Genomic DNA, 21064 nt, shown 5'->3' on the forward strand with positions numbered 1-21064 from the left:
CAGGCGAATGAATTCATCACGCGGCACTGGTTCGAAACGCACCCGGTCGCCCGGGCGCAGCAGGCTGAAGCCCTCCAGCGACGCGTCGAACAGGCGCGCCGGGCTGCGCCCCACCAGGTTCCAGCCGCCGGGGGACACCGCCGGATAGATCGCCGTCTGCCGCTCGGCGATGCCGACGCTGCCCGTCGCCACGGCTTGCCGGGGCGTGGCCAGGCGCGGGCTGGCCAGGCGTGGATCGACCAGGCCCATGAAGGCAAAGCCAGGCGCAAAACCCAGGGCGAATACCGAATACGCGCGGCCACTGTGCAGGGCGATCAGCGCCTCCACACCCAGGCCCCGTTGCCGCGCCAGGGGCTCGAGGTCCGGCCCCACGCTGGGGTGATACCACACGGGCAGGGACAGCTCGCGGCCGCTGCCTGCCGTGCTCGGTTGCAGGTCGGTGAGGGCTTGCTGACACAAGGCGCGGGCCTGAGCATCACCCAGCTGGGTCAGGTCATAGTGCAGCATCAGCGTGGTATAGGACGGCACCAGGTCGATCAACGCCGGGCCAAAGGCGGCGCGCAGTTGCTCGGCGGCGGCCAGCAGCCAGGGCACATTGGCCTCGTCGATGGCGTCGAACAGGCGCAGGGTCAGGCAGTCGATGGCAGCGACTTCGATGCGCAGCTTCATGCCGGCAGCCCGTCGAGGGCGTGGCGAATCTGCCGCACCGCTGCCACCGACGCCGGGTTGTCGCCGTGTACACAGAGGGTGTCGACCTGCAGGCGCAGGGCACTGCCGTCGCGGGTGATCAGGGGCTCACCCCGCGCCAGGCCCAGCGCCTGGGCCACCACCTGCGCCGGGTCATGGTGTACCGCGCCCGGCAGGCGCCGGTTGACCAGCTGGCCATCGGGTTCGTAGGCGCGGTCGGCGAAGGCTTCGAACCACAGGGTGAGGCCATGCTCGCTGGCCAGTTGGCGGCTGGCCGTGGTGTCGGCGGTGGCCATGAGCATCAGCGGCAGCTGCGGGTCGTAGGCGCGCACGGCGCTCATCACGGCGCGCAGGCGCACGGGGTCGACCATCATGTCGTTGTACAGCGCGCCATGGGGCTTGATGTACTGCACGCGGCTGCCCTCGGCACGACACATCGCCTCCAGCGCGCCGAGCTGGTACAGCACCAGGTCTTCGATTTCCTGCGCCGAGCAGGCCATGCTGCGTCGGCCGAAACCGGCAAGGTCCGGGTAGGCCGGGTGCGCGCCAATGCGCACCTCATGCCTCACCGCCAGGGCCACGGTGCGGCGCATGATGCCGGGGTCGCCCGCGTGGAAACCGCAGGCGATGTTGGCGCAGTCGATCAGCGGCATGACCTCTTCGTCCAGGCCCATGGACCAGGCACCGAAGCTTTCGCCGATATCGCAGTTGAGCATGGGACGTTTCATCGAGGCCTCCGCCAATCACAGTTGCCAGGATGGTCATGCCAGCGGCGCGCGGGCGTCCAGCGGGTAATTTCGGCAGGGGGTGATAAGTAAAGTCGATCACCTTTATGATGGCTGCCACGACTGGGAGGCCTGGCGCATGAACATCAAGTTTCTCGAAACCTTCATCTGGGTCGCGCGCCTGGGCAGCTTTCGGCTGGCGGCGCAAAAGCTGTTCAGCACCCAGGCGGCGGTGTCCAACCGCATCGCTGCGCTGGAGGATGAGCTGGGCGTGCGCCTGTTCGAGCGCGATGCCCGTGGCGCGACCGTGACGCCGCGGGGGCAGGCGCTGATCCGTTATGCCGAACAGGTGCTCGACAGCACCCAGGCGCTGCGCCAGGCGGTCGATGCCGCGCAACCGGGCCGCGTGCGCGTCGGGGTCATGGAAAGCGTGATTCATACGTGGCTGGCCCCGTTCATCCAGCGTATCGGCGTGTCGCACCCTGGCCTGGAACTGGACCTGCAGGCCGACACCGCGCGCAATCTGGCCGAACAACTGCGCCGCGGCCAGCTGGACCTGATCCTGCAGACCGATCCGCTGCCCGATGAAGGCGTGCGCAACGCCCACCTGGCGAGCTACCCCATGGCCTGGCTGGCTCGCCATACCCACCACGGATGCGCTGCCAGCCTGGCCATGCTGGCACAACAGCGGCTGATCACTTTTTCCCGTCACTCGCGACCGCACCAGGACCTACTCGGCCTGCTGCACGCCCACGGGCTGCACGCGCCGCGGCTGTGCTGCATCAATTCGGTGGCGGCGATCGAGCGACTGCTGGCCGAAGATTTCGGCATCGCCGCGCTGCCGCCGGCACTGGTCAGCGCGGCGCTGCGCGACGGCACGCTGCGCCGGCTGGACCTGCAGCCGGTACCGGCAGACCTGGAAATGTTTGCCACCTGGCGTATCGGCGCCGGTCTTGAGACGGTGCAAAGCCTGGTCGACTCTGCCCGTGCTGCCGCTGTCGCGCATGCGGCAGACTTGCCTGCAGGCTACGTGAACCTCCGCTGAGCCGAGCCCTGGCCACGACGCGCGTGGCCACCCGCCGCAGCGCTTTTCAGCGACGCCGCACTACAGCCGGATTTGCCGGTTGGGCGCTGCCTTCGTGAGCGCAGCGATTAAGGCAAAACGCACCACTGGGTAACACCTGCCACCCAATACGCCCCACAACCGCGCGTCAGCGAAGCCGTTTCACAGCAACCTGTGTGGGCAGCGCTTGAATTTTGCCGAATACCTGGAAAATGGCACGTATTTTGATAATCACTCCAGCAATGATTGTTGAACAATCCTTCGTCCCTGGAGCCCTACCATGTCCCGACGCGCACGTTTCACCCTCCCCTTGCTCGCCTTGCCTCTGCTCATCAGCGCCGGCGCCCAGGCAGACGACGCTACCCTGCAACCCCAGCGCCTGAGCATCGGCTCGGACCTGACCTACCCGCCTTACACCTTCCTGGAAAACGGCAAGCCCGCCGGCTTTGACCCAGCGTTCATGACCCTGCTGGGCAGCCACCTCAAGCTCGAACCGCAGTTCCTCGACACCCGCTTCGCCAACCTGGTCATGGGCGTCAATGCCCGGCGTTTCGATGTCATCGCCTCGGCGCTGTACGTGACACCGGAGCGCGCCAATCAGGTCGCCTTCCTGCCGTACCTGAAAAGCGGCGCCTCGCTGATGGTGCGTGCGGACGACAGCTTCCGCCCGCAGCGCCCCGAAGACCTGTGCGGCAAGCGCATCGCCTCGATCAAGGGCGGTTCGTGGATTCCGAAACTGGCTAGCCTGTCGAAAGACTACTGCCAGGCAAACGGCAAGGGGTCGATTGATTCGCGTGAGTACCCCACCTCGCCCGAGGCCGCCCAGGCCCTGCTGGCCAAGGCGGTGGACGTGCAGTTCGAAGACGCCGCCGTGGCGCGCATCACCAGCGACAAGCTCAAGGGCCGGGTCGCTATCAGCTCCGATACCTTGATCTACCCGGTCGTGATCGGACTGGCGGTGCGCAAGGGCAATGACGTGTTGCTGAGCGAACTGCGCCAGGGCTTCGAGGCCATGAAGGCCAGCGGCGAATACCAGACCCTGCTGGCCCAATACAACCTGGCTGAACCGAACGCCGCCGAAATCGCCCAGGCCCTGGGCCAGACCCCGACCGCAGCGCAGTAACCCGGAGTACATTGCATGCAATTCGATTGGCATTACGCCTTCAGCCTGTTGTTCAACAGCGACTTCTGGCACGCCGTGGGCACGGTGGTCGAACTGAGCCTGGCCACCTGGGTGCTGGGTATCGTGCTGGGCTTTCTGCTGGCCCTGGCGCGGCAGTCGCCCAAGCGTCTGCTCAACCGCAGCGCTGCGCTGTACATCTGGTTTTTCCGCAGCCTGCCGCTGCTGGTGCTGCTGATTTTCGTCTACAACCTGCCGCAGGTGTTCCCAGGCACCAGTGTGGTGTTGTCCAACCCGTTTGCCGCCGGCCTGATCGCGCTGGTGCTGAGCGAGGCCGCGTACATCGCCGAGATTCATCGTGGCGGCCTGCTGGCCGTGGCCAAGGGGCAGCTGGAAGCCGGCAAGGCATTGGGCATCGGCTACGGCGGTGTGCAGCGCCTGATCGTGATCCCCCAGGCGCTGCGGGTGGCCTTGCCGACCCTGGCCAACGAGTACATCACCATCGTCAAGCTGACCTCGCTGGTGTCGGTGATCTCGCTCTCGGAAATCCTTCTGGTGGGCCAACAGCTCTACACGCAGAATTTCCTGGTGATGGAAACCATGCTCGCGGTGGCGTTCTACTACGTGCTGATCGTCACCGTGTTCAGCTTCCTGCTGCAGCGCCTGGAGCGGCACCTGGACGTCAGTCAGCGCAAGCCCAAGGGGGTTGCCGACAGTCGCGCCGAGATCGCCGATGTCGAGCCGGTGCAACCGGCGCAGGCCGGCGCGAAGGCGCTGCGCGTACAAGGCGCAGGCAAGCACTACGGCCAGTTGGAGGTGCTCAAGGACATCGACCTGGAGGTGAGCTTTGGCGAAGTGGTGTCGATCATCGGCCCATCGGGATCGGGCAAGACCACCTTGATTCGCACCCTCAATGGCCTTGAAGGGCTGGACCGCGGCAGCGTCGAGCTGTGCGGCCAACCCTTCCTGCGCGGCACCCTGGAAACCGGAGCGGCGCTCGGCAACCGTGTGCACCTGGACGGCATCGTTCAGGTCGGCATGGTGTTCCAGAACTTCAACCTGTTTCCGCACAAGACCGTGCTCGACAACGTCCTGCTCGCGCCTCGCCATCACGGCCACGCCAGCGATGCCCAGTTGCGCGCACTCGGCCTGGCGCTGCTGAGCAAGGTCGGCCTTCGCGAGCATGCCGGGAAATACCCGCACCAGCTCTCTGGCGGCCAGCAGCAGCGTGTGGCCATTGCCCGGGCCCTGGCAATGCGTCCCAAGGTGATGCTGTTCGACGAACCGACCTCAGCGCTGGACCCGGAGCTGGTCGGCGATGTGCTGAAGGTCATCGAAGACCTCGCCCGCGAGGGCATGACCATGATCATCGTCACCCACGAAATGAAGTTCGCCTTTCAGGTCTCCGACCGCGTGGTGTTCATGGAAAGCGGAAAAATCGTTCAGGCCGGCTCGCCCCGAGACCTGCTCGACAACCGCAGTGAACGCATGGGGCGCTTTCTCAAGGATGCGCAACTGGCATGAAGACGCCCATCACGACGCTCTCCGGCGGCGGTTTGTCGCTGGCCGATCAAGTGGCCTGCGAGCTGCGCGAAGACATCATCGGTGGCCGATTGGTGTCGGGCATGGCGCTGGTCGAGGCGGATCTGGTGAGCCGTTACAACGCCTCGCGCAACACCGTGCGTGAAGCCCTGCACCAACTGGGCCGCGAGGGCCTGGCCACCTACGTGCGCAACAAGGGCGTGATGGTGCGACGCCTGGGTGCAGCCGAGGTGCGCGACCTGTTTCTGGTCCGCCGCACCCTGGAGATCCAGGCGATTCTTGGCAGCCAACCGCTGCGCGAGTACCAGTCTGACCGCATGCTCGATGCCATCGAAGCCGCCGAACTGGCCCGCGACCGCGAAGACTGGCAGGTCTTCGGCACCCACAGCCTGCGCTTTCACCAGCACATCGTCGGCCTCCTGCGCAGCCCGCTGCTTGATGCCTTCTTCACCAATATCGCGGCGCAGATGCGGCTGGTGTTCGCGGTCGCGCCCGATGAAGAAAACTTCCAGCGACCCTGGCTTGAACGCGACCACGAAATCCATGACCTGCTCGCCGCCGGCCAGCGCCAGGCCGCCGCCGAGGCCATGAACCGCTATCTCGACGACTCCGAGCATGCCCTGCTCGACCTGTTGAGCCACCCTGCCCGCGCTTAGCCAACACTGGCCCGCGCCGGCTCAAGGAGAACCCGATGAAACCCACCCCCCGTACCCCAGCCCCGGCAGACGCCGCGCAGCGCAAGGCCATCCAGCCCGTGCTGTGCTATCCGGTCGACACCCTGCCGCGTCCTGACATCAACCGCTACCGCGCCGTGCGCGATGGCCTCACCCTGGTCGAGACCGTCGTGGTACCGGCCCGCGACGCGGCCACCTTCAGCGTGCCAGCAGGCGGCTTCTTTCGCATCGTGTCCACCGAGGGCCCGCAGGTCGGCGACCTGAACCTGTTCAATCAGCACGACCTCAGCGAGCGCTTCTACAGCGGCAAGACCCGCGCGCTCAACGGCACCCACCTGGGCGTCGGCGACCAGCTGTATTCCAGCTTCCCGAGCCTGCGGCCGATGGCCACCATCACCCACGACACCCTGGACTGGTACGGCTTCGATGAATTCGGCGGTTCGGTGCATGACGTGATCGGCACCCGCTGCGACCCCTACACCCACAACCTGCTGAGCAACGGCGGCCAGTACCACCACTGCTGCCACTCCAACCTGACGCGCGCGCTGGCGACCAGCACCGGGCTCACCGCGCACCAGGCCGAGCCGCACGTGCATGACGTGCTCAACGTGTTCATGTGCACCGGGTTCACCCGCGATACCGGGCAGTACTTCATGAAGGCCAGCCCGGTGCGGCCGGGGGACTATCTGGAGTTCTTCGCCGAGATCGATCTGCTGGGGTGCCTGTCGGCGTGTCCGGGTGGGGATTGTTCATCGGAACATTCGTCTGACAGCGCGAAGTGCTATCCGCTGCTGGTGGAGATCTATGCGGCGGCGCAGCGGCCCGAAGGCTGGGAGGCGCCGCAGGTGAGTGGGTACGATCAGACGCACGGCGCCCAGGGGTAGCGGTCACAGCGATTGGCCGCGCTCCTGCCGCCTTGGCTCGGCGCAGCAGTATTGCCGCGCGGGGCGGGTTCGGTGCTCTGGCATTAGGGGTACACCGAACCGGCGCCGGTGGCACTGGACACATCAAGGACAGGCACCCTGCCCTTGGCGGCAGGCCGAGCCTGCGCTCTGTTCAAAGGCGCTTGAGCGACTCCGCCAGGTCACTGAAGCGATACGACTCAGTCGGCAGACCGTCCACCTTCAGGGCTGCACGGTGCTGACTGGCCTGCTCGCGCATGGCGTCGGTGATGCCAGCGTTGAGCGTCTGCTGCCGCGGCATGAAATCGGCATCCAGCTCTTTGACCGGTACGGCAGTCTTGTTCAGCTGGGCAATGCTCTGCTCGGACAACGCATTGGGCGTGATCACCTTCAGCACATCTCGCTCGCTGCGCCGGCTGTTGCTTCTGATGGTGAAATCCGGCTCGGCGACCCGACCGCTCGAGCTGTACATGACGGCGGTGACCAGGCGGTCCAGCGCGCAGTCCTCTTCCTTGCGCCGATGCACGATCTCACGCACCGGCCGCTCCGGGATGGCCAAACGGGTGATGGCGAAATCGTTCAGCGCCCCGAGCACTTCCCGAGGGTCGTCGGGCACCTGGATCTCACGCCGCGCCGGCCAGAAATCGAAGTTGCCATGGCCACCCCACCAGCCGCCGACGTGAATGGCGAAGATTTCCGGATACACCTTGCGCTCGGTCCGGCGCACGGGCTTGGAATCGTAGAAGCACATGCAGGCGAGCTGGATCAGGTGCGTCGCGCCAAGCGCCGCCAGTGGCTCGTAGATCACGATGCCGAGCCGGTCATGGGGTTGCCAGTCGGAAAATACATGGCTGCTGGCGACTGGAATGCCGCCCGCCTCCACTTCGTAGAACGCCGTATTCAATGCGTCGATGACATGCATATCGGTTCCTCGTTGGCGACTGGCTTCAAGCCGGGATCACACACTGTACTTCACTGCCCTCGACCCGCACCGCGTAGGTCTTCAGTGCACACTCTGCCGGCCCTTCGAGGACCGCGCCGGTTTCGATGTCGAAACGTGCGCCATGCAGTGGGCATTCGATCTCGGTGCCTTCGAGCCAACCATCCGACAGCAATGCATAGGCATGCGGACAGACATTTTCCGTGGCGAAGTAGCGGCCATCGACCTGATAGACGGCAATCATCCTGCCCTCCACTTCACAGGCCACTGCCGTATCCGGCAACACGTGCTGCGCATCGCAGACTTTGGTCCAGGTGGTGTCCATGGTCATTTCTCCAGTGGGCGCCTCAGGCGCCGGTGTGTGTCGGCGCCGAGGCCAGGGTCGAGGTATACAGGTCGGCCAGCGGCTCGTTGCGGCGGATGGCCCGGCGAACGGCCGAGAGGTCACGATTGCGGTTGGCAGCGATGGCGCAGACCAGCCGTTGCTCGGCGTTCCAGCCCAGCGCCAGCCACTGATCGCTGTGCGGATCGCCCAGGTAGGTGTAGCGGTGGGTCAGCCCCGGGAGACCCAGGCATTGCAGGGTGCTGCTGTACTGGTCGGACCACAGCCAGGGCATCTGCTCGTACACGGCGCTTTCGTCGCCTGCCGCCGCGCGGCCGGCGACACCGCCCTGCTCGCCCGCCACTGTCCATGACTCGGAGCGCGTGTGCGTGGCCAGGCGCGTCAGCGGATACCGCGTTACCTCGCCGGCAGCGAAAATCGTCGGATCCTGGGTAGCGCAGTGGCGGTCGACGACGATGCCATCGTCCACCGCCAGGCCGCAGGCGCTGGCCAGTTCGACGTTTGGCTGAACGCCGATGCCCACCACCACCACGTCAGCAGTGAGCGTGCCGGCGCCGGTGCAGACCAGGGTCTGCCCGGCGGGCCCGGGCTCGATCGCGATCAGGCTGACACCCACCTGAACGTCTACACCTTGCTGGGTGTGCAACCCCTGGGCCCACTCACCTAGTGCGGGGCAGCCACTGCGCGCGAGCAGCCGGGGTTGCGCTTCGATGACGGTCACCTGGCAGCCACGCTGCCGGGCGGTGGCTGCGACCTCCAGGCCGATGAAGCCTCCACCGATGACCACCACGTGCGCGCCCTCGACCAGGCGGCGGCGCAGCGCCAGGGCATCCTCGAACGTTCGCAGGTAGTGAACCGGTGCCTGCGCCACCGTTTCAGGCAACCGCCTGACCCGTGAGCCCGTGGCAATCAACAGCTTGTCGTAGCCCAGGGTGCGGCCATCATCCAGGTGGACACGCGCCTGCTGCCGATCAATCTCGTTGACCGTGACGCCGCTGAGCCAGGCGACCTGCCCGTGCTCATGAAGCGCCGGGTCGGCCAGCAAGAGAGGCTGTGTGCTGTCACCGCTGAGCAGGCCCTTGGACAGCTGCGGTCGGTCGTATGGCAACTGCCGCTCAGCGCTGACCAGAGAAATCCGCCCCCGCGGCTGAGCGTTCAGAAAGCCCTTGGCGGCGTGATGAGCGGCGGGCCCGCCGCCAACGATGACCAGATGTTCCATCTCACTCTCCCAACGGATGCAGTTGCAAGGAATCTAGCGAGCGCCGTGCTGTACTACAATGCACACATTTTCACGATCACAAGTAGTACAGATCAGGAAGGTCCCATGCCTCGATTCCGCCAGGTCGCCGAGCTGCTGCGAAAACGCATTGACGCGGGTCTGATCGCGCCGGGCGACAAACTGCCCTCGCTGCGTCGGCTCGCCGGCGAAACCGGCTGCAGCGTGGTAACCGTGTACCGAGCCTACGAGCTACTGGAATCGCAGGGCCTGTGCCAGGCCCGCGACCGCTCCGGCTTCTATGCCTCGACCCCGACCACCGTGCGCTTTCAGCCACTCGCCCGGGACATGCCGGTAATGCCGGCTGATGATGTACGGGCGCTGGATGAATCGCTGGCAGGCTTGCCTGTGCAGGCGAACGCCGCGGCGGCCATGCTGCCGACACCCGGCTTGATCGGTCTGGAGGGTATGAACCGGCTGCTGCGTCGCGCGCTGCTGCACAGCGGAGCATGCGGTGAATTGCCTGATGACGGTCCTGGGCAGCTGATCAGCGCGCTCGTACAGCGCGCCGGACGTCGCGAGCAGTTCATCCGGCCGGACCAGGTACTCATCACCCGCTCGGCCATCGAAAGCTTCAACCTGTGCCTGGACAGCCTCGGACAGCGCGGCGGCCCCGTGCTGGTGGAAAGCCCCTCGTACTACCCCGTGCTCGAAAGCCTGCGCCACCGCGGCATCAAGGCCCTGGAGATCTATTCGCACCCCAGGCTGGGGATCGACCCGGAGCAGTTCGCGCACATTCTCAAGAGCACCGGGGTCCGGTTATGCGTGCTGATGGGCTGCAACCGCATACCCACGGGCGTGACCTACAGCCGAACAACGCTGGCGCGGCTGGTGGAGGCTGCGCGGCAACATGACGCGATCATTCTGGAAAACGACCTGACGGCGCCGCTGGGCCATGGCGAACTGCGTAGTCCGTCGTTGAAGGAGTTCGATAGCGACGACCACGTTGTGCCATTCGCGGGTACCGCTACCTGGCTGTCGGGCGCCTATGAAATCGGCTGGATCATGGCAGGCAAGCACATGCCCCAGTTGAGCGCAACGCATCACCTGAGCGGCGCTCACCCACCGCCCTCTGCCGTGCAGGCGGCGCTCGCGCAGTATCTCAATGGCCGTCAGAGCGAGCGGGACCTGCGCCGCGCCGGTGAAACCTTGAAGCAGCGCATGCACCAGGGCATCGAGCTGCTCAAGGCCGCCAGCGCAGGCAGGGTGGCCATTTCGCAGCCCGATGGTGGGTACCTGTGCTGGGTCAGAGGACCACGCGACTTCGACGCAATGCAACTTGCCATGGCTGCGGGCCCAACGCTGTTCGACTTCATTCCCGGCCCGTTCTTCTCCCCGGCGGGCGCGTTCTCGAACTTCATGGCGCTGAACTTCTCGGCGCCCTGGACCCCTGAACGGATCGAGAAGCTGCGTCGGCTCTGTGCTCGAGTATTCCCCACGATGCGCTGTTAGGCAGGGCCCGAGCTGATCTGTGCTTCAACGCCATCGCCCAATTCCGGAACGCTCATCTCGCCTGCAGATGCATGGGGTGATCCGAGCGCTTTCGGCCTTGAACCGCACCGCGAGCAGCCCGACTGCCGAGCCGTGACGCCGGGCGAACGACGGGTGAAAAAAAGGCCGGACAAGGGTGACACAGCCCCCGGCCCGGCCCATTCCTCTGTCTCAGCCGTTGACCACCGGCTTCATCACCAACACCCCCAACGGCGGCAGATTCAACGACAGCGACAGCGGCTGCCCGTGGCTTGGCAGGTGCTCGACCGTCACCGCACCGCCATTGCCGAAGTTGCTACCGGCGTAGCGCTCGGCATCGCTGTTGAGCATTTCCTGCCACTGCTCGCCGAACGGTACACCGACCCGGTACCCCTCACGCGGCACGGGGGTGAAGTTGGCCACCACCAGTACCGGCTCGCCGTCCTTGCTCCAGCGCAGCCAGGCATACACGCTGTTCTGTGCGTCGTCACCGATCAGCCACTGGAAGCCCGCTGGTTTGCAGTCCTGGTCGTGCAGGGCGGGCACGTCGCGATACAGGCGGTTGAGGTCGCTGACCAGATCCTGCACGCCGCGGTGGTTGGCGTATTCGAGCAGGTACCAGTCTAGCTGATGGTCATGGTTCCACTCGCGCCACTGGCCGAACTCGCAGCCCATGAACAGCAGCTTCTTGCCCGGGTGCAGCCACATGAAGGTCAGGTAGGCGCGCAGGTTGGCGAACTGCTGCCACTGGTCACCGGGCATCTTGTTGATCATCGAGCCTTTGCCGTGCACCACTTCATCGTGGGAAATCGGCAGTACGAAGCGCTCGGAATAGGCGTACACCAAGCCAAAGCTCAGCTCGTTGTGGTGATGCGCACGGTGCACCGGATCGTTCTGGATGTAATGCAGCGTGTCGTGCATCCAGCCCATGTTCCACTTGTAGTTGAAGCCCAGGCCACCTTGCTGGGTCGACTGGCTGACACCCGGCCACGACGTGGATTCTTCGGCGATGATCAGCGCGCCCGGCGCTTCCAACGCCGCGACATCGTTGAGCTGGCGCAGGAACTCGATGGCTTCGAGGTTCTCGCGGCCGCCGTACTGGTTCGGCACCCACTCGCCGGCCTTGCGCGAATAGTCGCGGTAGAGCATCGAGGCCACCGCATCGACACGCAAACCGTCGATGTGGAAGTGCTTGAGCCAGTGCAGCGCCGAGGCCAGCATGAAACCGCGCACCTCGTTGCGGCCGAGGTTGTAGATCAGCGTGTTCCAGTCCTGGTGGAAGCCTTCGTGGGGGTTGGCGTACTCGTACAGCGCAGTGCCGTCGAACTGCGCCAGGCCATGTTCGTCGGTCGGGAAATGCGCCGGCACCCAGTCGAGAATCACGCCGATGCTGGCCTGGTGGCAGGCGTCGATGAACGCGGCAAAGTCTTCGGCGGTGCCGTAGCGCGAGGTCGGCGCGAACATCGACAGCGGCTGGTAGCCCCACGAGCCGCCGAACGGGTGCTCCATGATCGGCAGCAGCTCGATGTGGGTAAAGCCCAGCTGCTGCACGTAGGGCACCAGGCGCTCGGCCAGCTCACGCCAGTTGTAGAACCGCGCCACCTCGCCGACGTCGTCCACCTCGCAGCGCCAGGAGCCGGCATGCAATTCGTAGATCGACAGCGGCGCGCTGATGGCATGGCGCTGGTCGCGCTCGCTCATCCATTGGCTGTCACCCCACGCATGACCCAGCGGCCCTGCGACTTTCGAGGAGGTGCTGGGCGGCAGTTCGGTGGCGCGCGCCAGCGGGTCGGCCTTGAGCGGCAGGACGCCGTTCTTGCCGAGCACCTCGAACTTGTAGTTCTCACCCGGGCCCAGGCGCGGAATGAACAGCTCCCAGACCCCCGCGCCATGGCGCAGGCGCATCGGGTGGCGGCGGCCATCCCAGTTGTTGAAGTCACCGACCACCGACACCCGCCGGGCATTGGGCGCCCAGACCGAGAAGCACACGCCATCGACCCCATCGGCCTGCGTCGGCTGCGCACCGAAGCGCCCGGCCAGGTCACGGTGGGTGCCTTCATTGAACAGGTGCATGTCGATGTCGCCGAGCTGGGCGCCAAAGCTGTACGGATCTTCGGTGATCTGCTCGCCGCCGGCCCAGCCGATCTGCAGGCGATACGGCTGCTCATGGTCCAGGTAGGCGTAGAACAGGCCAGGCAAACTGCCCTGCTGCATCTCGGCCAGCACACGATCATCTTCGCGGCTCAGCACACGGGCATGCAGGGCATTGGGCAGGAACGCCCGGACCACCACCGCACCGGCTGCATCCCGATGCGCGCCAAGCACGGCAAAGGGATCGGCGTGTTCGGCACGGGCCAAGGCATTCAGGTCTTGCTGCCGCAAACCGCCGTTTTCACACGTTGTCGCATTCATTCAGGACTCTCCCCAGGTGCTGATCAGTCCATGCAGGCCGTGCAACGGCACGGCAATCCAGGCGGGACGATTTTCGGCTTCGTATGTGATTTCGTAGGCGGCTTTTTCCAGGCAGAACAGCTCCAGCGCCGCACGTTCGCCGTCGGCCTGCTCCCAGGCATGGGGCATGGCGGCAGTGGCGAGGCCGTAGGCTTCGACGAACGCGTGTCGTGACTGGTGCAGGTACTGCCGGGCCGCCCGTTGCCGCGCTTGTCGCTCGGGCTCGGAAAGGTCCGTGGCAGAGGCGCTGCGCAATATCATCGCGGCAGCATAGTCGAAAGAACGCAACACGCCGCTGACATCTTTGAACGGGCTGTGTTTGGCTCGACGTTCCTCCAGCGGCCGCGAGGGTTCACCCTCGAAGTCGATCAGGTAGGCATCGCCCTGCACCACCAGCACCTGGCCCAGGTGCAGGTCGCCATGCACACGGACCAGCAGGCCGCCTTGCGCCATCTCGGCCAGGCGCGCCACATGCTGGGCCAGGCCCTCACGCTGCTGTTGCAGGTCATCGACCAGCGCCTGGCTGTCGGCATCCAGCGCGTCGCGATGCTGGGCCAGCAGGTCCAGCGCGTGTTCGAGTTCGGTGCCAATCTGCTGCGTCCAGCGCTGGCTGTCCTCCACGCTGCTGACACGCGGGGCGAACGCTGGGTCATCGCTTGGAGCGGCCAGGTGCACGTGCATTTCGCCCAGTCGCTGGCCGAACAAGGCTGCGAAGTCGGCCAGTTCGCTCTGCGCGCTGGTGTGGGCAGGCTCGCCGTCGTGCTCGGCCTCGAGCTCATCGCGGATCGCCCGCTCCAGGGTGTTCTGGGTCCAGGCCCAGGCATCGCCCTGATTGCTCAGGTAGCCCTGGGCGATCATCAACAGGTGCGGTTGCTGCTGCTCATCCACGCGGCTGACCCACGCCCGCAGCGGCGAGATATTGGCAAACCCGGCCTTGGTCAGGTACGCGCTCATTTCCAGCTCGGGGTGGATACCGCCATTGACCCGGCGAATGAGCTTGAGCACCAGGCTCTCGCCCACCACCACCGAACTGTTGGACTGCTCGGCACTGAGATAGCGCACCGACGTGTCATCGCTGATCGTGAAGCCCGACAACAGATCCGTACGCTGGAACTGCAACTCGCCGGCCTCCAGCGCCAGGCGCGTGTCGTCCTGGCAGGCGCGCAGTACCTGACGAATGAACGGTTCCAGCACGAAGCCATCGGTGATCAGCCCCACCTCGCGCCCGCGCCGCACGCGTGACAGCGCCAGTTGCTGAGGCAGCGCGGTACTGATGTGCTCTTCGGCCAGCAGGCCGAACGGCAACTGGTAGCGGCTGGCGACGCCGTTGCTGATGACTTCGATTTCGGTGAGCAGCACCGGGGTCTGCGGGGTGCCGAAGCGTACGCCGTAGCACAGGTTGATGGCATCGAGCGGACCTTCCTTGCCGGCGAACCAGCGACGCTTGGGCAAGTACTGCGGCAGGATCGTGCCTTCCAGGGTGTCGCGGGCCGGCGCCTGCAACAGCTCTTCCATGCGTTCGCGCAACACCAGGGTGGTCAGCTCGGGCAGAGCCTCGGCCGGCTCCTGGTGCCAGCTTGGCATGCGTTCGCGGCTGGCCAGCTGGAACCAGTAGAAGCCGTAAGGTGCCAGGGTCAGCAGGAACGGCAGTTGGCCGATGGGCGGGAAGGCGCTGCCGCCGAGCATTTCCACCGGCACCTTGTCGGCGTACTGCGACAGGTCCAGCTCGGCCGCCTGTGCGGTGCGCGAGACGTTGGCCACGCAGAGGATGATCTCGTGGTTGCCGGCCTCGTCGGTGAATTCACGCAGATAGGCGAGCACCCGGCGATTGCTGTTGGTCAGGGTTTTCATCGTGCCCCGGCCGAAGGCTTTCTGCTGGTTGCGCACCGCCAGCAGGCGGCGGTTCCAGTTCAGCAGCGAATGCGGGTCGTGAGCCTGGGCTTCGACGTTGACGGTCTGGAAGCCATACAGCGGGTCCATGACCGGGGGCAGCACCAGGCGCTGCGGGTCGGCCTTGGAAAAACCGCCGTTGCGATCCGGCGACCACTGCATCGGCGTGCGCACACCGTCGCGGTCGCCCAGGTAGATGTTGTCGCCCATGCCCAGCTCGTCACCGTAGTACAGCGTGGGCGTGCCGGGCATCGACAGCAGCAGGCTGGTGAGCAGTTCGATGCGCCGGCGATCGCGTTGCAGCAGCGGCGCCAGACGCCGGCGGATGCCGAGGTTGATGCGCGCGCGGCGGTCCTCGGCGTAGTGGTTCCAGAGGTAGTCGCGCTCGCGGTCGGTAACCATCTCCAAGGTCAGCTCATCGTGGTTGCGCAGGAAGATCGCCCATTGGCACTTGGCCGGGATCTCCGGGGTCTGGCGCAGGATGTCGGTGATCGGGAAACGGTCTTCCATGGCCAGGGCCATGTACATGCGTGGCATCAGCGGGAAGTGGAAGGCCATGTGGCATTCGTCGCCCTCGCCTTCGCCGAAATACGGGCGGGTGTCTTCGGGCCACTGATTGGCTTCGGCCAGGAGCATGCGGTCGGGGTAATTGGCGTCGATCTCGGCGCGGATCGCCTTGAGCACCGCATGGGTTTCCGGCAGGTTCTCGTTGTTGGTGCCGTCGCGCTCGATCAGGTACGGGATGGCATCCAGGCGCAGGCCGTCGACGCCCAGGTCGAGCCAGAAGCGCATCACCGCCAGCACCGCTTTCATGACCTGCGGGTTGTCGAAGTTGAGGTCGGGCTGGTGGGAGTAGAAACGGTGCCAGAAGTACTGGCCCGCAACCGGGTCCCAGGTCCAGTTGGAGTGTTCCGTGTCGAGGAAGATGATCCGTGTGCCGTCGTATTTCTGGTCGGTGTCGGACCACACGTAGAAGTCTCGCGCCTTGCTGCCGGCCTTGGCATGGCGTGCGCGCTGGAACCAGGGATGCTGATCGGAGGTATGGTTGATGACCAGCTCGGTGATTACCCGCAGCCCGCGCTTGTGCGCTTCGCTGATGAAACGCTTGGCGTCGGCCAGGGTGCCGTAGTCAGGGTGTACCGCGTTGTATTCGGCGATGTCGTAGCCGTCATCGCGCCGTGGCGAGGGATAGAACGGCAGCAGCCAGAGCGTGTTGACGCCCAGCTCCTGGATGTAATCGAGCTTGCTGATCAGGCCGGCGAAATCACCGATGCCGTCACCGTTGGCATCGAAGAACGACTTGATGTGGAGCTGGTAGATGACCGCGTCCTTGTACCACAGCGGGTCATCGATGAAGGCTGCCGGGCGAGAACGCTTGGCCATGTGCAACTCCTTTCAAGTACGTGGCTGGGGCCTTTGTGGCGACTGCTGGTCGTTCAGGCAGATCGCGCTGGCCGTTTCCGTAATGAGTTCGCCGTACGCTGCGCCGGTGGGTCGAGGCTGCATCGCGCGTGGGTGATGCTATGAAACAGTGCCGGTACCTTCATCGAAACAGTGCCGGTACCTTCATCGGCGGCGAAGCTGGTTTGAATCAGGCGACAGCTGGCTTTTGATAGAGCCAGGTGACGGCCAATGGGGCTGCTTTGCAGCCCATCGCGGCTGAAGCCGTTCCTAAGGGAGAGCTTGGCAGCGAAGCGGCAGACCCGTCGCCGGCAGACCGGCCCCGGCGCAAGGGGTTTGCAGGCGTCACTCCCCTGCACTGATCCGCCAGATCCCGAACGGCTGGTAATTGGGGTCGATGCGCATCCACTGGGTCTTGCCATACCAGGTCCAGCGGTGCCCGTTCATGAGGTCTTCGCCTTGAGTCTCGGCGTTGTCATCCAGGCCCAGCTCCCACAATGGCAGCTCGAAATTGGCTTCCTGCACGTTGTGCGGATCCAGGCTGATGGCCACGAGGATGTAGTTGTCGCGTTCCGTGGTGCGCTTGGCGAAATACAGGATGTTGTCGTTCCAGCAGTGCAGGAAGGTCACGCCCAGGTGGGTCTGCAGTGCGCGGTTCTGTCGGCGGATGCGGTTGAGCTGGGCGATCTCGGCGATGATGTTGCCGGGCGCGGTGAAGTCGCGCGGGCGGATCTCGTATTTCTCTGAGTCGAGGTACTCCTCCTTGCCCGGCAAGCCTGCACCTTCACACAGTTCAAAGCCCGAATACATGCCCCACAGCCCCGAGCCCATGGTCGCCAGCGCCGCGCGAATGAGGAACCCGGCACGTCCCGACTGCTGCAGGAAGAACGGGTTGATGTCGGGCGTGTTGACGAAGAAGTTCGGCCGGTAGCAGTCGCGCCACGGTGGCTGATTCAACTGCTCGAAGTACTCGCGCAGTTCTTCCTTGCTGTTGCGCCAGGTGAAATAGGTGTAGCTCTGCGCGTAACCGACCTTGCCCAGGCGCGCCATCATCGCGGGCTTGGTAAAGGCCTCGGCGAGGAACAGTACATCCGGGTGTTGGTTGCGCACGTTGGCGATCAGCCACTGCCAGAAGGGCAAGGGCTTGGTGTGCGGATTGTCGACGCGGAAGGTTTTCACGCCTTCCTCGACCCAGCCGATGATCACATCGCGCAGGGCGATCCACAGCGACGGCACAGCGTCCGCGGCATAGAAATCGACGTTGACGATGTCCTGGTACTTCTTCGGCGGGTTCTCGGCGTAACGGATGGTGCCGTCGGGGCGCCAGCTGAACCAGCCGGGATGCTCCTGCAACCAGGGGTGGTCCTGCGAGCACTGAATGGCGAAGTCGAGGGCGATTTCCAGGCCATGTTCCGCGGCAGCGGCCACCAGGCGGCGGAAGTCTTCACGGTCGCCCAATTGCGGGTGAATGGCATCGTGTCCGCCGTCGGCGCTGCCGATGGCATAGGGGCTGCCCGGATCATCCTGGCCGGCCTGCAGCGAGTTGTTCGGCCCCTTGCGGTGGCTGCGGCCAATGGGATGGATCGGCGGGAAATACAGCACGTCGAAACCCATGTCACGGATCATCGGCAGACGTGCGTGCACATCGTTGAAGGTGCCGTGGCGGGCCTTGTCCTCGGTGATCGAGCGCGGGAACAGTTCGTACCAGCTGGCGAACAGCGCGGCCTCGCGGTCAACGTCCAACGGCAGCTCGGCGCTGCGAGTCAGGTAGCTGCGGTGCTCGGCTTCGGCCATCAGCAGCGTGGTTTCAGGCTGCAGGTACAGTGCGACCTGCTCGCCACTGGACAGCCCGTTCAGATGCTCACGCACCTGGTGCAGCCGTGTTTGCAGCTCGGACTGACAACGGTCTGCAGCCTGGCCGAGCATGGCCTGGCCTTCCTGCAACTCCAGGCCGACGTCGACACCGGCCTGGTATTTCTTTTCCAGGTCATAGCAGAAGGTGGCGAACGGATCGATCCAGGCCTCCAGGCGGAAGCTGTGCACACCCGGCGCCTGCGGAGTGAACTCGCCACTCCACAGGTCATTGCCCAGGCTGATCAGGCTGGTGCTCTGCCAGTGTTCATCACTGGCGGCGCGCCAGTGCAGCAGCACGGCCAGCTTGTCGTGGCCATCGCTGTAGACCTTGGCACTCACCGGCACCGTTTGCCCGACGGTGGCCTTGGCGGCGAACGCACCGCCGTCGAGGGTCGGCTGGATGTCTTCGATCACGATCCGCGGCGCCATCAACGCTTGGGCCAGGCTGATCGCCTGCTGCGGGTGATCATTCGCCATGGGCACGCTTTCAAAAGGCTCATTACCTGACATCGGACCTTGCTCCCTGAGACTGAGGCGGTGAAAGTTGAGAGCCACCGGCGCGCAGCAGGGTTCAAAAAAACATTGAGCCTTGGCGGGGTGCTGTCGGTCACAACCAGGGCGACTCGATCAGACTCGATCAATCGACCCAACGAGGTGACGTGATGACCCTGCCACAGCCTGGAAAGACGCCCGATCCCAATATCGACGACCCGACACTGCCGCCGCCCGAGCCGATTCCAGAGGGTGAGCCCGAAGGCGTACCGGTGCAACCTACAGTGCTCCCTACGGTCGGTGATCCGCCCAGTGAAGAGCCGCCTGTGAAGGCTTAGCACTGGCACTTTGCAATCATCGAAGCCGTTCATCAGTGAGTGGCCAGAGAGAGTCATCTGATACGGCCGCTCGTGCTCCGCGCCCACGCTAGGACCCTACCCAGTCTCGGCGCAAGCGCCACCTCAGGTGCCTGAGCCTATGCCTGCTTGATCGGCCTATGTTCTATCCTGCAAGCCTTGATCCTTGGTCATGCTGAGTGGAGGACAGCAGACCCTCGGGGTGGGCGCCCCCGGCTAGGCGCCCCGGGCTAGGCGCCCCCGGCTGTTTTCGCGGGGCGGCTATTGGCATTGCCTGACCTGCGCTTTGAGTCTTTGCAGATAGAACTCAAACATCGCTCTCCAACTTCGGCGCCATATAGGTATCGGGATCCATTCGTCAGGCGATGCCCTGCGGCGTGGCATTCATGCGAAACATATCCATACTGGTAATGGCTTGGCCTGGCTGACAGATAGTAGGACGTACAGGAGCCCGTACCCGAGCACCCAGCATTTAACTTCGCGTAGTAGCCAGGAGTTTCACAAGAATGTTCAGAGTCCCTGATCACACGTTTTTGGGCAGAGCGTATCTTAGTTATACGCCCTATGGTTTCAGCGTTAACTCCGGTCATCAGCGTTTTGCTTATCACGGTAATTATATTGATCCCCTTACAAGGCATTATCACTTTGGTCATGGGTATCGTCAGTTCGCTCCCTGCTTGATGCGTTTTACCGCCCCGGATGTGCTGAGTCCATTCCAAGCCGGAGGGATAAACGCCTACGCGTTCATGTTGAATGATCCTGCGAACGGGGCTGATCCTTCAGGCGCTTATAAAATTAGTGGAGTCCCGCTTGTAAATACCGATCACCACGTGATCTTTGTATCTCAGGCAGGCCCCAGGCAGCCCAAGATCTTGAATGTCTTGGCGCACGCTAGCCCGGGTAAGATCAAGGTTGGGAATACAAGATACAATGCTGCCGAGTTCAACGAGTACCTGAAGAGTCTCAAGCTACGAACGGAGGAGTTCGATTATCGCATTATCGGCTGCCGTACGGCTGAAGCGGGCGAAGACGGCGTCAAGTCATTCATTGAGAGTTTTTCAAACATAACGAACAGACAAGTGGAAGGTTATGCGGGCTTGGCGACATACAAATTGATGCGGAATATTGATCCAGTGACGAAACAAGTACGGGTCGAGGTAGAGATCCCTGAAGTTAATCCTTTTAAACCCGGGACGGAACAATTTAATAAATTCAACTATGCACCAGTAGTGATCAAACCTGCAGCCGCGATCAGGGGTCGCAATTAGCCCATTGTCGAGTTTTTTCTCATTTGCCATCCGGTGTTCTACCGGTCCCAGGAGTGGAGAAATCGAGGTAGGTTCTTTCAGTTGCTCAGCAGGTTGCATCCCAGACTCAACGACCAAGGCTTGGTCGATCTCCAGACCTGGATGATTGATTCGACCGCCGTTCGCACAACCCGTGCCTCAGCAGTTGCAGGTAAAAAGGGACCTCACGGACCTGCGGACCAAGCTCTGGGCTCCAGCCGCAGTGGCCTTACGACCAAGATCCATAGGCTTTGTGATGGCAACGGGGTGCCGTTGCGCCTTCTGCTCTATGGCGGTCAAGCCGGTGACATCAGCTATGCCCAAAAGTCAGCATCCCGCAAAAGCAAACGCGGTCGGCCTCGCAAGCGATGTCCCTGCCTATGCCAAGGCGCTGCGCCTCTGCCACCGAGACCGCATGCAGCCTGTCTGTACCTGTTGACTCTCGTTCAGCCGTTTCTGATCATTATTGATCATGAGCCTACCCACTGCGGCGGGCATTCACCTCCCCATCAACGGCCCCTCAAAAGCCTCGAAGACTCGCCCCTTACCCTCGCCGCAACGCCTCGATACTGATCTCATGCATACGAAACTT

16 protein-coding genes and 1 pseudogene are annotated in these 21064 nt (G+C 64.1%); 9 read left to right on the top strand and 8 right to left on the bottom strand.

The window, feature by feature from the left end; genetic code table 11:
- Positions 1 to 669 (bottom strand): allophanate hydrolase subunit 1 (locus tag RT028_RS11290; RefSeq protein ID WP_312934932.1); only part of this gene is annotated, 669 nt, incomplete at its 3' end.
- Positions 666 to 1415, bottom strand: a complete 750-nt coding sequence (locus RT028_RS11295; RefSeq protein ID WP_312934934.1) for a 5-oxoprolinase subunit PxpA — start codon at positions 1413 to 1415, stop codon at positions 666 to 668. The genes RT028_RS11295 and RT028_RS11290, both read right to left, overlap by 4 nt.
- A gap of 136 nt (positions 1416 to 1551) precedes the next feature.
- On the opposite strand from RT028_RS11295, the gene RT028_RS11300 reads away from it, so the two are divergent.
- From RT028_RS11300 to RT028_RS11320, 5 genes are all read left to right on the top strand, one after another.
- Positions 1552 to 2457, top strand: a complete 906-nt coding sequence (locus RT028_RS11300) for a LysR family transcriptional regulator (RefSeq protein WP_312934935.1) — start codon at positions 1552 to 1554, stop codon at positions 2455 to 2457.
- A 298-nt stretch (positions 2458 to 2755) separates the two neighbouring features.
- Positions 2756 to 3598 (top strand): transporter substrate-binding domain-containing protein, encoded by an 843-nt coding sequence (locus RT028_RS11305; protein WP_312934936.1) that lies wholly within the window; start codon positions 2756 to 2758, stop codon positions 3596 to 3598.
- 15 nt (positions 3599 to 3613) lie between these two features.
- Positions 3614 to 5119: an amino acid ABC transporter permease/ATP-binding protein gene (locus tag RT028_RS11310; RefSeq protein WP_312934938.1), complete on the top strand. Its 1506-nt coding sequence runs from the start codon at positions 3614 to 3616 to the stop codon at positions 5117 to 5119.
- Positions 5116 to 5793 (top strand): GntR family transcriptional regulator, encoded by a 678-nt coding sequence (locus tag RT028_RS11315; protein ID WP_312934939.1) that lies wholly within the window; start codon positions 5116 to 5118, stop codon positions 5791 to 5793. Before RT028_RS11310 ends, RT028_RS11315 begins: the two co-directional genes overlap by 4 nt.
- A 35-nt stretch (positions 5794 to 5828) precedes the next feature.
- Positions 5829 to 6695, top strand: coding sequence for an urea carboxylase-associated family protein (locus RT028_RS11320; protein ID WP_312934940.1), 867 nt, complete (start codon positions 5829 to 5831; stop codon positions 6693 to 6695).
- Between the two features lie 172 nt (positions 6696 to 6867).
- On the opposite strand, the gene RT028_RS11325 is transcribed toward RT028_RS11320, so the two are convergent.
- Genes RT028_RS11325 through RT028_RS11335 form a run of 3 tightly spaced genes read right to left on the bottom strand, consistent with a single transcriptional unit; the run spans position 6868 to position 9215 of the window.
- A complete protein-coding gene (locus tag RT028_RS11325) occupies positions 6868 to 7635 on the bottom strand; it encodes a hypothetical protein (RefSeq protein WP_312934941.1) in 768 nt (255 codons plus the stop codon).
- 25 nt (positions 7636 to 7660) lie between these two features.
- A complete protein-coding gene (locus tag RT028_RS11330) occupies positions 7661 to 7978 on the bottom strand; it encodes a non-heme iron oxygenase ferredoxin subunit (protein WP_312934942.1) in 318 nt (105 codons plus the stop codon).
- Between the two features lie 22 nt (positions 7979 to 8000).
- Positions 8001 to 9215, bottom strand: a complete 1215-nt coding sequence (locus RT028_RS11335; protein WP_312934943.1) for an FAD-dependent oxidoreductase — start codon at positions 9213 to 9215, stop codon at positions 8001 to 8003.
- On the opposite strand from RT028_RS11335, the gene RT028_RS11340 reads away from it, so the two are divergent.
- Entirely contained in the window at positions 9174 to 10724 is a 1551-nt protein-coding gene (locus RT028_RS11340; RefSeq protein ID WP_312934944.1) for a PLP-dependent aminotransferase family protein, read from the top strand. The two genes, RT028_RS11335 and RT028_RS11340, sit on opposite strands and share 42 nt — an antisense overlap.
- Positions 10725 to 10934: 210 nt before the next feature.
- Here RT028_RS11340 and glgB read toward each other — a convergent pair whose 3' ends face one another.
- The 3 genes from glgB to RT028_RS11355 all read right to left on the bottom strand — a co-directional run bounded on the left by glgB (position 10935) and on the right by RT028_RS11355 (position 18848).
- Positions 10935 to 13154, bottom strand: a complete 2220-nt coding sequence (glgB, locus tag RT028_RS11345; RefSeq protein ID WP_312934945.1) for a 1,4-alpha-glucan branching protein GlgB — start codon at positions 13152 to 13154, stop codon at positions 10935 to 10937.
- Positions 13155 to 16466, bottom strand: coding sequence for a maltose alpha-D-glucosyltransferase (gene treS, locus RT028_RS11350; protein WP_312934946.1), 3312 nt, complete (start codon positions 16464 to 16466; stop codon positions 13155 to 13157).
- Positions 16467 to 16829: 363 nt separating this feature from the next.
- A complete protein-coding gene (locus RT028_RS11355; RefSeq protein WP_312934947.1) occupies positions 16830 to 18848 on the bottom strand; it encodes an alpha-1,4-glucan--maltose-1-phosphate maltosyltransferase in 2019 nt (672 codons plus the stop codon).
- Between the two features lie 152 nt (positions 18849 to 19000).
- Here RT028_RS11355 and RT028_RS11360 point away from each other — a divergent pair, with 152 nt between their 5' ends.
- From RT028_RS11360 to RT028_RS11370, 3 genes and pseudogenes are all read left to right on the top strand, one after another.
- Entirely contained in the window at positions 19001 to 19168 is a 168-nt protein-coding gene (locus RT028_RS11360; protein WP_312934948.1) for a hypothetical protein, read from the top strand.
- 524 nt (positions 19169 to 19692) lie between these two features.
- Positions 19693 to 20454 (top strand): RHS repeat-associated core domain-containing protein, encoded by a 762-nt coding sequence (locus RT028_RS11365; protein ID WP_312934949.1) that lies wholly within the window; start codon positions 19693 to 19695, stop codon positions 20452 to 20454.
- A gap of 33 nt (positions 20455 to 20487) precedes the next feature.
- Positions 20488 to 20862 (top strand): annotated as a pseudogene (locus tag RT028_RS11370) (IS5/IS1182 family transposase); the annotation flags it as partial.
- Positions 20863 to 21064: the final 202 nt, after the last annotated feature.

It is taken from the genome of Pseudomonas sp. (genome assembly GCF_032058845.1).
Taxonomy (GTDB): domain Bacteria; phylum Pseudomonadota; class Gammaproteobacteria; order Pseudomonadales; family Pseudomonadaceae; genus Aquipseudomonas.

Coding starts and splice junctions, on each gene's coding strand:
- RT028_RS11295 (WP_312934934.1), bottom strand. CDS start 1,415: ATGAAACGTCCCATGCTCAACTGCGATATCGGCGAAAGCTTCGGTGCC.
- RT028_RS11300 (WP_312934935.1), top strand. CDS start 1,552: ATGAACATCAAGTTTCTCGAAACCTTCATCTGGGTCGCGCGCCTGGGC.
- RT028_RS11305 (WP_312934936.1), top strand. CDS start 2,756: ATGTCCCGACGCGCACGTTTCACCCTCCCCTTGCTCGCCTTGCCTCTG.
- RT028_RS11310 (WP_312934938.1), top strand. CDS start 3,614: ATGCAATTCGATTGGCATTACGCCTTCAGCCTGTTGTTCAACAGCGAC.
- RT028_RS11315 (WP_312934939.1), top strand. CDS start 5,116: ATGAAGACGCCCATCACGACGCTCTCCGGCGGCGGTTTGTCGCTGGCC.
- RT028_RS11320 (WP_312934940.1), top strand. CDS start 5,829: ATGAAACCCACCCCCCGTACCCCAGCCCCGGCAGACGCCGCGCAGCGC.
- RT028_RS11325 (WP_312934941.1), bottom strand. CDS start 7,635: ATGCATGTCATCGACGCATTGAATACGGCGTTCTACGAAGTGGAGGCG.
- RT028_RS11330 (WP_312934942.1), bottom strand. CDS start 7,978: ATGGACACCACCTGGACCAAAGTCTGCGATGCGCAGCACGTGTTGCCG.
- RT028_RS11340 (WP_312934944.1), top strand. CDS start 9,174: ATGAGCGGCGGGCCCGCCGCCAACGATGACCAGATGTTCCATCTCACT.
- RT028_RS11335 (WP_312934943.1), bottom strand. CDS start 9,215: ATGGAACATCTGGTCATCGTTGGCGGCGGGCCCGCCGCTCATCACGCC.
- glgB (WP_312934945.1), bottom strand. CDS start 13,154: ATGAATGCGACAACGTGTGAAAACGGCGGTTTGCGGCAGCAAGACCTG.
- treS (WP_312934946.1), bottom strand. CDS start 16,466: ATGGCCAAGCGTTCTCGCCCGGCAGCCTTCATCGATGACCCGCTGTGG.
- RT028_RS11355 (WP_312934947.1), bottom strand. CDS start 18,848: ATGTCAGGTAATGAGCCTTTTGAAAGCGTGCCCATGGCGAATGATCAC.
- RT028_RS11360 (WP_312934948.1), top strand. CDS start 19,001: ATGACCCTGCCACAGCCTGGAAAGACGCCCGATCCCAATATCGACGAC.
- RT028_RS11365 (WP_312934949.1), top strand. CDS start 19,693: ATGTTCAGAGTCCCTGATCACACGTTTTTGGGCAGAGCGTATCTTAGT.